Origin of the sequence: Bradyrhizobium sp. BR 1432 (assembly GCF_051547705.1) — a bacterium.
In the GTDB taxonomy this organism is placed as follows: domain Bacteria; phylum Pseudomonadota; class Alphaproteobacteria; order Rhizobiales; family Xanthobacteraceae; genus Bradyrhizobium; species Bradyrhizobium zhanjiangense.
Map to the genome: position 1 here is coordinate 1 of NZ_JBPUGF010000006.1, position 11,290 is coordinate 11,290.

General features: G+C 57.1%; 13 protein-coding genes. 5 read left to right on the forward strand and 8 right to left on the reverse strand.

The annotated features are described in order from the left end of the window. Window positions 1-212 precede the first annotated feature (212 nt). Window positions 213-395, reverse strand: coding sequence for a hypothetical protein (locus ACSKB8_RS45220; RefSeq protein ID WP_438111895.1), 183 nt, complete (start codon window positions 393-395; stop codon window positions 213-215). An 82-nt stretch (window positions 396-477) separates the two neighbouring features. Between ACSKB8_RS45220 and ACSKB8_RS45225 the strand changes: the two genes are divergently transcribed. Beyond that, the gene (locus ACSKB8_RS45225; RefSeq protein ID WP_438111896.1) at window positions 478-1,032 is read left to right on the forward strand and encodes a hypothetical protein; all 555 of its coding nucleotides are present in this window, start codon (window positions 478-480) and stop codon (window positions 1,030-1,032) included. Between the two features lie 368 nt (window positions 1,033-1,400). Here the strand turns inward: ACSKB8_RS45225 and ACSKB8_RS45230 are convergent, their stop codons facing one another. Then, the gene (locus tag ACSKB8_RS45230; RefSeq protein ID WP_438111897.1) at window positions 1,401-1,814 is read right to left on the reverse strand and encodes a hypothetical protein; all 414 of its coding nucleotides are present in this window, start codon (window positions 1,812-1,814) and stop codon (window positions 1,401-1,403) included. A 909-nt stretch (window positions 1,815-2,723) separates the two neighbouring features. Between ACSKB8_RS45230 and ACSKB8_RS45235 the strand changes: the two genes are divergently transcribed. Next, window positions 2,724-3,173 (forward strand): hypothetical protein, encoded by a 450-nt coding sequence (locus ACSKB8_RS45235; protein ID WP_438111898.1) that lies wholly within the window; start codon window positions 2,724-2,726, stop codon window positions 3,171-3,173. Window positions 3,174-4,248: 1,075 nt separating this feature from the next. Here the strand turns inward: ACSKB8_RS45235 and ACSKB8_RS45240 are convergent. The 3 genes from ACSKB8_RS45240 to ACSKB8_RS45250 form a co-directional block, all read right to left on the reverse strand. Beyond that, complete coding sequence (locus tag ACSKB8_RS45240) at window positions 4,249-4,620, reverse strand: hypothetical protein (protein WP_438111899.1); 372 nt, start codon at window positions 4,618-4,620, stop codon at window positions 4,249-4,251. A gap of 279 nt (window positions 4,621-4,899) precedes the next feature. Then, window positions 4,900-5,502 (reverse strand): hypothetical protein, encoded by a 603-nt coding sequence (locus ACSKB8_RS45245; RefSeq protein WP_438111900.1) that lies wholly within the window; start codon window positions 5,500-5,502, stop codon window positions 4,900-4,902. 10 nt (window positions 5,503-5,512) lie between these two features. Continuing rightward, window positions 5,513-5,821: a hypothetical protein gene (locus ACSKB8_RS45250; protein WP_438111901.1), complete on the reverse strand. Its 309-nt coding sequence runs from the start codon at window positions 5,819-5,821 to the stop codon at window positions 5,513-5,515. 79 nt (window positions 5,822-5,900) lie between these two features. Between ACSKB8_RS45250 and ACSKB8_RS45255 the strand changes: the two genes are divergently transcribed. From ACSKB8_RS45255 to ACSKB8_RS45265, 3 genes are all read left to right on the forward strand, one after another. Further along, window positions 5,901-6,146 carry a helix-turn-helix domain-containing protein gene (locus ACSKB8_RS45255; protein ID WP_438111902.1) on the forward strand — a complete coding sequence of 82 codons (246 nt, stop codon included), beginning with the start codon at window positions 5,901-5,903 and terminating at the stop codon, window positions 6,144-6,146. 284 nt (window positions 6,147-6,430) lie between these two features. Further along, window positions 6,431-6,619 carry a hypothetical protein gene (locus ACSKB8_RS45260; RefSeq protein WP_438111903.1) on the forward strand — a complete coding sequence of 63 codons (189 nt, stop codon included), beginning with the start codon at window positions 6,431-6,433 and terminating at the stop codon, window positions 6,617-6,619. Between the two features lie 43 nt (window positions 6,620-6,662). Further along, complete coding sequence (locus tag ACSKB8_RS45265; RefSeq protein ID WP_438111904.1) at window positions 6,663-6,884, forward strand: thermonuclease family protein; 222 nt, start codon at window positions 6,663-6,665, stop codon at window positions 6,882-6,884. 10 nt (window positions 6,885-6,894) lie between these two features. Here ACSKB8_RS45265 and ACSKB8_RS45270 read toward each other — a convergent pair whose 3' ends face one another. From ACSKB8_RS45270 to ACSKB8_RS45280, 3 genes are all read right to left on the reverse strand, one after another. Then, window positions 6,895-8,673: a DNA methyltransferase gene (locus ACSKB8_RS45270; RefSeq protein WP_438111905.1), complete on the reverse strand. Its 1,779-nt coding sequence runs from the start codon at window positions 8,671-8,673 to the stop codon at window positions 6,895-6,897. 156 nt (window positions 8,674-8,829) lie between these two features. Continuing rightward, on the reverse strand, window positions 8,830-9,303 hold the full coding sequence (locus ACSKB8_RS45275) for a CC0125/CC1285 family lipoprotein (protein ID WP_438111906.1): 474 nt from the start codon (window positions 9,301-9,303) through the stop codon (window positions 8,830-8,832). A 690-nt stretch (window positions 9,304-9,993) separates the two neighbouring features. After that, complete coding sequence (locus ACSKB8_RS45280; protein WP_438111907.1) at window positions 9,994-10,545, reverse strand: hypothetical protein; 552 nt, start codon at window positions 10,543-10,545, stop codon at window positions 9,994-9,996. Window positions 10,546-11,290: the final 745 nt, after the last annotated feature.

Consider the following 11,290-nt stretch of genomic DNA (forward strand, 5'->3'; position numbering starts at 1 on the left):
TCTGGACACATACCTCACCTGGGCCCGACCCTACCCCGCCTCATGCGTTCTCCTTGTCCGACCCGTCCGCGCCTCGGCTCAATGGGCAGGTGTCGCCCGGCCAACAATTGTATAATGAGCAGTGGTTTAGCCAGACGCTGGGGGTGCAGAGCGCAGACGAGGCCATTCAGCCGATCGCAAATGGGTCGATCTGGGATGTCGTGACGCGTCTTTCACAGCTCGGCGCGCCGGTTGATCGACTTGTGACCTTCATACTTGGGCTTGCACCTCATTTCGTTGGCCCGTTCCTGCGCTACCTGCAGATGGCGGCTCTTGATGATGAAGAGTTCAGCGTAGGCACTGCCCTTGGCGTGCCCGTTGCCGTGTATGACGTCGGCCTGCGGCCTGCTCGCCATTCACGCTTCGTTTACGGCAGGTCAGCATCGCCGCGGTGTAACCGGTCCGCGCAAGAACGGCGAGCTGGGTCTTTAGCACCCCATGGCATTCGAATGGAACGTTGATCTTGTCGCACTGGAACTCGAAAATCTTCGCGACGCGAGCCGGGCGTTCTGCGTAAACGACATGACCTACGAGAAGCATCTGCATTTTGCAGGTAGCGATGTGTTTGTCCTCGGTCACGCCCTGCCGGAAAGCATCAGCGCATATCCCGTGCCGTTTCCTATTTGGAAGCGTGGAAGCATTGCTCGTGAAATTATTGTCCCATGGAATATGAGGCCAGCTTTCTTGATCGACAGTCGAACGTCAAAAGGGATGTCTGGCTCGCCCGTGTTTGCCCGAATATTTGGGCCAGCGGCAATGGCTGATACGACGATCCGTACGGAAAACATCCTCACGTCAGAATTTTTGGGTATCTATTCCGGTCGTCTCTTTGACGACGATAACAACGCCAGCATTGGCCTTGTCTGGCACCGCCACCTGATCGATGAGTGCTTACAGTCTCCAGCACGAGGCTCAAGGGAATGGGCTCCCAGCCAATCCGTAAAACTCTTCGCGCCTCTTAAGAGACCACCAGAAAGCGACCCGCCAGCGTGAACCAGCGGGCCTATTGTCGGATGTTAAGCGGCGGCGACGCCGCAGCTCAAGCATCGATGACCGATGATGACCTCTGTCCGGACTCCGACAGGATAATATTTTTAAGCTCATCTGATGCTGGGTTGCCGGCGGTGAGGTTGCTTCTCTCTACTGAGCGGCACGCTCTACATTAAGCCTACGACAAATGATCTGTGTCGCAACCAGGCAACCGATGCAATAAGGAGGCGCCGTGTTGCCTACGGAAGTGAGACCAACAGCATAGTATCCAGAGGGACACATTGTGGTCCCACCGGTGTCTACCCGCGGACCCTGCACAGCTTCGCCAGGAGGCCATTCAAGTAACCTGCTCAAAGACTGTTGAGACGCCTTTAGGCTGGCCATCGAAACGCGATCAGCAAATTCCTTTTTTCCCACGAGGGCCGTACCTTTACGAGATCATTTATCGGCGGAATCGAATTTATTTTTGACTGCAAAGAAATGAGGGCCGCTTGTGTCGAATCCGCTGCCACCTGGGATTTTGCCTGCGCGCCGCTAATGCTTATTGCAGACTCGAGCGCGCGGGTTTCAATGCGGTCAATGCTATCTAGAGAACGCTTCTCGAGGTTAGCGATTTTATCAATCGCAACTTTGACTCGGTCATCGACCAAAGAAGCCACAAGTTGGGAAGCAATCACGGAGAATCCCGAAACCACTACGATCACAATCGTGCCGACTATGGCTAACCAGGCCCAGAAACGCTTGAAAAGTGCGCGCTCCAGCTCGGCTGGGATGGGGTCGGGCACCGATACCTGTCCGGCTGGCGGATTCGGAGGAGCTGGCTGTGGTGCAGCTGGGGGTGTTACCTCGATCATCGAGCCTGTTCCTATTGAGCCCAGCGCCGCAAAAGGGTGCCGTGCGCCGACGCCTCCGCAATTGCGGCGCGCGAAGCCACTTCGGTGTTGCGCTCGATTTGCGAACAACTGGTAAGGAGAAACGCGACCCGGCTGCATTGCCAATCCGTTCCCAACCTGGGCTCGGAGACTCGCGGGTAACCGAACGTCATTGCAGCAGCGGCCACAAAGGTAACAGCTGTAAGCGCAAACGTCCCTGAACTTGCAAATCTAAATCTCATGGGCGTACTCCGGTTTTTCCCGGAGGTGGACGTTATGCCCGGCTTACGCCTTCGGATTGTGAGCCACTTCACAAGCCGCCCAAAAACAAAGCGGTTTCGGGCCCGTCGCGCCACCGACGCGGAGGGATGACGGTCAGTCGCGCTGACGTATCGCTCTGCGAGATAGCGGTCATGCTCGCGCTCTCGAACCGCCGCAGAGCCTGGACGATTGCGCCAAGGCCTAAGCTGGAGATCTAAGCCGCTTTCGAGTAACACGGGCACTCTTCGGCCGCAGCAAGGAGAATGCGATGTCGGATAATCAAACGCAAGAAGCGTGGCTTGAACTGCCTACGGTTGCCAATGATCCGAACGCCAAGGGTACTGGCGTGTACCTTCCTTTCGCCGGTGGCAGCAAGGAGTATTTGCCGGATATCACCTACGACGACTTGCTCAGGAACGATGCAGCCCAAACGTACTATGCATTTGCTTGGGTGCCACACGTCGTGGCGACCCTCCAGCAGGTCCAACAACCAACATGCACCGGGCGTTGCAGCAAGACTTGCAAGAGACCGGGGTGTCTCTGCGACCGCAGCATCGGGCAATGCCGATGATTTTTTTAGGCTACCTCATTTCACTAGTTCTAGTCGCCTTTGGCGTAGTCATCATAGTTGCTTCGTGGGACACACTGCTCGCGGCACCCAAGCTCGACTTAAAATCTCTTCTGACCTTGATCCAAGCCGCCCTGGCATTCATCGGGGCCATTGCGGCTGCATTCCTTACCGCGACGGTCGGTCGATCGAATGAATACCTCAAGGCTCGTCTCACTCAGTCTGTGAATGATGCAACTACGAGGCTCAACGCCGAGTTAGCTCAATCCGTAAATGCCTCGACAGAAAGGTTAAGAGCGGAGCTAACCGCCTCTGTGAACGAGTTGACCCAACGACTTCAGGCGGAGCTGACCAGATCAGGCGATGTCTTCCGAGCGGAACTCAATCAATTGGTTCCAAGGCGCTACGAGGCGTATCATGCGATCTGGTCCGCGCTGAACTGAATACTTCCGAGCAGTCCAAAAGTTTGAGGCAGGCATCTTCGACGAGCATACTCTTAGGGCAGCCGATAAAGCGTGTAACGATGCAAGCGCCCATACCCTACTCGTTGACCAGACCGACCAGGATACGTTTCATGCTTTATGGCAGGAGCTAACAAGGCTACGCGAGATTGCCGAAGAGAAGCGCGATCTACCAGACGGTCTGCGAACGCTTTGGCGGAACGAGGGGCGGATGCTCGGACAGCACTATCAGGAAGTCCGGGAAACGTTCGCGAATCGCCTTTTGGGTTGAGCTGCCTCGGCAGGCATCAAAGCGAGTTGCTGAGCACTTGCTGCCACTAGAGGCCTGACGGAATCGCCATGGCGCCATTCGAGCGCGGCGATCGGGCCCGACCTGTTCAGGGCCGCCTGCCGCATGGGACTTGAGGGCTTGGCCTCCAAGCATCGCGATCGGCGTACCTTGGCGGCCGACAGAAGCACTGGATCAAGATTAAGAATCGGAGCCATCCTGCATTGGCGCGCGTGCTCTGACGATATCGACGGCCCCGGCCATGGGGCTTTAGAGTGTGGCTGGCCGGGGCCGTTGGGGTGCTTGGTCCTTGGGGAGGATCAAGCAGCTCCGAGCTTACTCACATCCTCAGTACTCTTCCGGACAGGCGGCCCGCGCCGGCGTGAACCGGCAGACTCCCTGTGCTCCCGAACCGCGCTCTCGTCAGCCGAGATTGAGCTTCTTTTGGAGTGCCCTGATCATATCCTCGACGTGCCCAACGGCGAACAGGGCCCGCGCAACGCCATCTGGCGTCAGGTCGTGTTGGACGACCTCGAACACCCTGCCCGTCTTCGCCGCTGCGGTTAAATTCCGTATCTCCGACGAGTTCGAACACCGTCAGGGATGCAATGCGCGCCATCTGCACAAGTTCTGAGAGGTCGCTCTCGAGATCAAGCGGACTGATCGTCATGCATCGATCCTCGGCTACTCGCGTCACGTTGGCCAACTCTGTGCTCTTCAGCATCATATTCATGGGTTCTCTCCAATTTATCCCGGTCGCATCGTCAAGCCACGTTTACAGGTAGGCCCTCAGACAGCCCGAGCGCTGACGATCAAATTCCTGAGCTCCTCCTCCCCGAAGGCATTGTCTAGCCTTCCGCTTGAGGAGTATTTGCCCTCGCCCACTTCCTCAACATAGGTCAGAAGCGCGAGCAGACCCGCCAATGTGGTTGGGGTCGTGGTGGAGAGATCCGAGCAAGCGCTCCTCTCCAGGTCGCCGAAGTACTCTTCTTTCACCGGGTCGGGGCTAAGCGTATCTTTGAAAATCTCTTTGGTTGCTTCAGCATATTCCGCGTTAGCCTTATGCTTCTCGATGGCCGCAAAGATTGGATCATCTTCGCCAGCCACACACGGTACTGAAGGCGCGGCGGTCAGCGCGCTCGTTGCAATGAAGATGTTCATGACTGCTCTCCTGCTGATCTGTGCCCCTGCAGCTGGAATCGCCACGGCGCGGGAAGGTTCTCCATCCACCTTGCCGGCCTGACATGCAGTCGGCGGACTGGTCGGAATCACTGGAGATTGGGACAATTGATCGGCGCCGGGGGCGCCGGTGGTTAGAGCTTCCAATTGCATGTTGCTTACCCGCTGCTCATGTCGTTTCTCGATGCTGATAGGGTGAGGATCAATCGTGGTCGACCGAGCTTTCCGCCTATGCTCGATCGATCGCGTGAGGGGGCAAGCCTATGGTTGCTTCACCTCCTTTCGGGCTTGCCAGCCGAATAGCTGGGGCCAAAGGGGATCGAAGTGCTCGCACAGGTCCTGAAACGCGACCTGGGCTGCGCTTTCGATCAGTTCGACGTGCAGGCGCGGCCAAACTGCCGTCGCCTGAACCTGGGGCGTCCAATGAGCCGAGTTGAAGCCGTTCCGCACGCCTTCGATGGTGTCGTGAAAATAGCCCTCGCACTGGCCAACGGTGCCGAACCTGAGCGCGAGCATGCCGATGGTTCGCTGTTGCTCAGGCGAGAGCCGATCCCACGCCTTGCGGGCGTCGAACGAGGCGAGCTCTTGGAACGTTGGCAGGCGATCTGACACAGGGATCTCAGCGCCAGCGTTCTCGCTCGTGGCAGCGTGGCTGTCTCGGCGCACGACAATGATTGTCCCGGCGTTCCAGACCGCCACCCGGCCGAATTGGCCCTTGCTCAGAGAAACCTCCACCTTGCCGCGCGGCGTAGCAACGCCAGTGCTCACACCAAGGACGGTTTCGCCCGAGCTGGTGACGTCGCCGCTGATAAGGGCGCGGGCCGGTACGCGGACGCGCTCGGCATTTGGGGTGATGGACAGCATGGATTGCTCCTCAGAAGGCCGAGCGGCGCACGCCATCGCGGGCAGTGCCATAAGGGGTGATGGTAGACATCGCGACTGGCAGGCCGTGGCGTTGGCGCCAGGCGCACTTCATCTCGGGGATCCTGTCAGCAATCATGCGGACAGCGGAGCGGAGAGCTCGCGGACTGATCTCGCCCCAGGTGCGCAGTGCTTCGCGACGGGCGAGTCCCTTAAGGACCCACAGCTTCACGTCGCCGGTTTCCTCGTCGATCAGGTTACGGATGGTAAGAATGGCTGCCGGCATGGCTCCGCCGTTCACCGGGAAGGTGTTGCTTGTCATCTGGGGTTGCCCTCGGGCTTTTGTCTTGATACAAAAAGAATCATAATCATGATCCAAAAAGTGTCAAGCAGGAATTGTAATGATTTCGATCGAACAGATAAGAGCGGCGCGCGGCCTACTTGGCTGGTCTCAGAGCGACCTTGCGGAAGCTGCGGGGCGATCCCTACCAACCATCAAGCGCCTTGAGCGTGAGAGCGACGATGGCTCAGCCGTGTCCGAAGATGTTCGGAATGCAGTCCGCTCTGCTCTGGAGAAGGCCGGCGTCGAGTTCATCCCCGAAAACGGGGGCGGAGCCGGCGTGAGAATGAAGAAGCGGAAGCGCTGAATTTTTTATTCAGAAGTACCCCACCCCTTTGGGGCCCCAGCCCGCCTACTTGCGAGCCCCAAAAGGGCATTTCCTGCGACTGGATAAATCGGACGAACTTACACACGCCATAAAAGAGGGGAATTGTTTTGCCCAAAAGGGCAGGATTCGCCTGTTTTTAAGGCCGGAAAAATCATCTTGAAAACCGGGATAAATCGAATTTTCGAATTTTCGGGCTCGCGCTGGCAATTTCCGTTCTGCCTGCTCTAGCGGTTCGTGCGGACGACCTAGTCGGGCAAGCCAGCGTGATCGATGGCGACACAATCGAAATCCATGGCAACCGCATCCGGCTCTGGGGAATCGACGCCCCGGAGAGCAGCCAGCTCTGCCGCGACGACGATAGCAAGCTCTACCAATGCGGACGCGCGGCCGCGACTGCCCTTGCTGGACTGCTGTGGGCCATCAAACGGCCGGTCCGAATGTACCCCCGTTGATAGAGACCGGTACGGGCGAACCATCGCAACATGCCAGCTCGGTATGCCGGGACCTGACGTTGGGCAGTGGCTTGTCGCGAACGGACATGCGCTCGATTGGCCGCGATACTCAAAGCGCAAGTATGAAGACGCTCAGCGTGCAGCGCAGAAGTCCCAGCGCGGAATATGGGCGGGCAGTTTCATCGAGCCGTGGAAGTACCGAGATTGCGTGAAGGCTGGCGGGAGGATCGCCGCCTGCTCTGACGACGCCAACTCTCGTTGGTAACCGGCAAGCTCTAAGCCACACCTCGGACCATTCGCAGATTGTAGTGGCGGGTCACGTCTTTTTCGCTCTTCCCGCCGCTAAAGCTCAAAGGCAATTCGGGCTGATCGGGATCAATCTTCTTAGTCTTAGCGGTAGATTTGCGCCGGCCGGAAAAGGCGGCGGAGGGAAGATGCTCAAGGGGAGGCAAGAGGGGCATCTTGCCTTTAAACCAATCTTCTATGGCCACGATTTGCAGGCGCGGGATATCGCCATGAACTATGTCGGCTAACCCCATGGTTGCTGCCTCTTTGGCCATTTCCCGTGTAGGACGGTACAAACAAATGAAGAGTCCGAGCTCAGCATTCTCGCGATCAAGCACCCTGCCGAAGTCTCTGATCATGGAAGGCCCAACCTGCTCACCTCCTTTGACTGACGTCAGCATGCGCCCCCAAGGGCGGCCCGGCCCATTCGGAAAAAACAGTTCGCCGTCGACACCACGGTCCATGCCCTTCTTCTGTTCCCGAATGGCGTGTGGATTGAACAGATAGTTTGCCCACCACTGGAATTGGTACTTGTCGCGCTCCGCCAATTTCAAAGCGGACTCGAAATCACGAGGCATGCCTTCGACTTGGTATTTCGCCTTTCCGTCGCTGCATTCGTTTAAGCGCACTTCGATTACCTTGATCGCGTGCACGGCGACATCGATTCCGATCCAACGCCGATCAATTTTCTCGGCCGCTTCGACAGTCGTTCCACACCCGCAGAAGGGGTCGAGCACAACATCACCCGGGTTTGTGGACGATCGTATAATGCGATCCAGAAGCGCCAACGGCTTCTGTGTAGGATAGCCAATGCGTTCTTGCGCCTGAGAATTGAGAGGCGCGATGTCCGTAATCACGTCTTGGAGCGGCATTCCCTTCCCTAGAACGCGCTTAAAACGTGGAAAGCCGCCCGACTTGGGCCAGTGAATTTGCCCGTGTTTTTCAAGCACCTCTAGCTTTTCAGTCGTGCTCAGCTTCGCTGCCTTTTCTTCGCCGATCAACTCGACAACCGCGGTATTGCTGACCTTCCAATGGTTGCCCTTATCGGTCGGGTTGAAGCCGCGCCAAGGTGCGCCGGAATCCCCGTTCCGAACACCTGGGGCTGTTAGATTATCGTCAGACCATCGCCTGCCACTTTCATCCACATGCTTGTATCTGGCTTTATAGGCCTCGTCATAGTCGGTGTAGACCTTGTTCCAAGTGTACTTTGAAGATTTGGAGAAAAGCAGAATGGAGTCGTGAACGTCTCCCCAGCGTTGAGCCGCAGAATGCGCTCCCGTTCGCTTCCAAATGATCTCGTTCAAAAAGCGACCTTCAGCGAAGATGCCGTCCAGCATAACCTTCAAATAGTGGCTGGCAGTTGGATCGCAGTGAAGGTACAGAGACCCCGTAGGTTTGAGCTTCTGGTGCAGTTCGTGGAGCCGGAGCGCCATCATAGAGAGATAGGCCATCATGTCGCTCTCTTTGAGAGCGGACCGCAGCGCATCGATGAAGCGGGCTGTACTGCCGCCCATTCGCATCAATTCTTGGAACGCCCATTCGGCCTCGTCTCCCCACATCCAAGTATCTCGGAAAGCGCCGGCCTGCGCAGATGATCTCTCGTTGCCCGAAGGACGATCAAAAACTAAGTTGTAATGGGCTTGGCTATTAAATGGCGGGTCGAGGTAGACGAGGTCCACGCTTTCGTCGTCTACATATTCACGCAAGACTTCCAGATTGTCCCCGAAATAGAGTCGGTTGACCGCCCTGCCTGCCGCACCCTTTGCCACCTTGCAACCCCCATCCCCTGACGGGAATGGATCGTTAGGCACAACCTGATTCAGTTCCGTTAAACCAGAGAATACGCTCTCGACATAGTTAGCGAGATCTAAATAGTGGTTCTGTCGTGAGTCGGCCCGGTTAGGGCGGCGGCGGCGCCAAGCCACCTAGCTGGGCCGCTGAACCCGAGACCCTACGAACTGGATGATCTCAGCCGCAGAGTACAAACCGGGTGCGGCGGGGGTCGCCGGAGGCAGTTTCAGGACCTTGATGTAAACGTCCTGTCCAGGCCTGATCACCGTGTCTACGCTTCCCGGCGAGGTCGTCGTGAAAGCCTGGTTTCCCACGAGCGTGGTTGTGCTCGTGCCTGGCGTCACAAAGGTTGATGCTCGACTCGCATCGGCGGAGCTGACGATCTGGAAATGCGTGCCGCCGGCGGACTGTGTTATCTCGGCCGCCTTCAGCAGCACGTAATCTTGGACGGTCGCGGCGCCTGTATAAGCATTCCCACGAGATTGAATCCTCCACGTATCGGCAGTGACCTGCTGAGCGGCAACGCCGCCGGTGAAGCCCATCTCTTGGTATTTGGTGGCACAGCCGCCCAAAACAGCGAACAGCACCAGGCATGGCAAAATACGCATTGCTCCCCCTCCCCCGCGGTAAGGCAACAAGCCGCACGCCGAGCATGTACGTGGATGAGAAGTCGGATAAGGCCATAGTACTTGTGAAGCGACTGAACAAAGAGAGGCAACTCTCGTTGGAAGTCGTGGAGGGAAGGCCTCATCCAAGGGGAGCAGCCGTTAGGCGGCCGCGGTTCGGACACTGAGCGGAAATGCCGCGTCGATCCGAATGATGGCTGTGCGGCGGGCGACGAGCGTGACTAAATCGCTCATCGCACGACGTCTGACCCGAGGGAAGAGCCCGGTGCGTTAGCAGCGCGCGCCGGGATCTATGCGGGCGCGAGGAGCAATCCTCGTCCCTACCGCGACCATCAGGCGGGAGCGACGAGATCGGCAGCAACGCGAGGAATAAGGTCAAGGTTGCGTCATCTGACGGCCGAATGGTCGCGGGCGGCTGAGTTGGGTTTCGCTAGAGGCCCAAAGCAACACAGATAATCAGCCTCATTTCGAGGAAGACCCAGCTATGCCTGTTGCTTCCCTGATGTTTGTTTGAAAACCAAGCAGCTTCGCTATGGCGGCTGCTCTCACATGTTCATCCAGCGCCGGCTCGCGAACGATCCAACATTCCCGCGCCCGGTCTTTTTCGGCCGCATCCGCTTTTGGAAGCTCTCAGAGCTGGAAAAGTGGGAACGTGTGCGCAAGTCGCTCGTACTACGCGCGCGCAGGCAAAGCAGCAACAAGATTCCGATGGTATTCATCCCAACCTTCGCGAAACGGTGTGTCAGCAACACGCGCAAAATAGTGTGCGAGGCGAATTCGGTTTTCGATGTCTCTGTCAAGTGCCGACGACACGAATTGCCGAATGACCTCGTTACGTAGGAAGGTCTCGCCTTTTCTTTGTTCGAGATAGGCCGTTCCGTACTGAAACAGCGGCGGAATGAGCGCTATAGCTATAGCCGCTACGACACTCCCGAGAACGAATTTCCAGAAATCAAGACGAGCCTTGTACCTGTCAAACTCAAACTGGCGCTGCTCTGTGGTCTTCGTACTGTCAAGCGCGATCCGTAGCCGTTCGAGTTCGATCTGCTTGGTCGCCGTGCGACGGCCGAAAAACCGGAAAAACCCGTGACGACGGAGAAGCCTGCGACGACGACGAAGCCAGCGACGACGGAGAAGCCTGTGACCACGGAAAAGCCGGCGAGAAACGGAAAACCTTCGACGAAAACCCGAACCTGACCTGTCCTCCAAGTCGTTGTTGGTCACGTCTACCTCGGCGATGGAATTTAAAGGAGGTCTGTTGCTTGAGAAGTCTACGAAACAGCTATCGCTGGCGACCGAACCGACAGTGCTGTCAAATTGCACACGAAATCTTTCAGCGGGTCAATCTCTGTATCGAAAGCTCGTCGATAGGAATTGAGCGACGCGCAGGACTTCGGCCGCTGCTCAATCCGAACCCTTCAACGTTTCGCATCGGCCGCCAAAAGAATTGCGATTTGGGAAAACATGTATGTGTAGGGTAAAAAAAGTTGAAATATCTAAGTAAATTCAATGAGATTGGTGCCTAGGAAAGGATCATAAGTCCGATTTTCTATCGCCTGCTATCACACGATTTGTAGTCAGGCCGGCGTAATTAGTGTCATTGCGTCACTTGCGCGCAGATGGTTCCGATTTACGGTTATTACTTCAAGGCGGACACTACCCCGTTGGCGGCTCCGGCCGCTTCGCCGACATTCTGGTTGAGGCGATCGTGAACGCGGCGGCGAGGATCCGGGCGGCCAACATCAAGCCCAACTGATCCTGCCTGGTAGGCCTGATCGAATGCGGGCATGTCTGTTCGTGGCCCATACCGACAAGCTCCGCCGTCCGGCTGAATGTCGGCTGTCGAGGGTAGAACGGAACAGCTAAGCAAGAAGTCTGCACCACGAGAAATCCAGAGTACGCCAAGACATTGGGACAAAGGATGGGAGCTGAGTGCGACATCACGTATAGCGAAGGTAGAAATGGCACT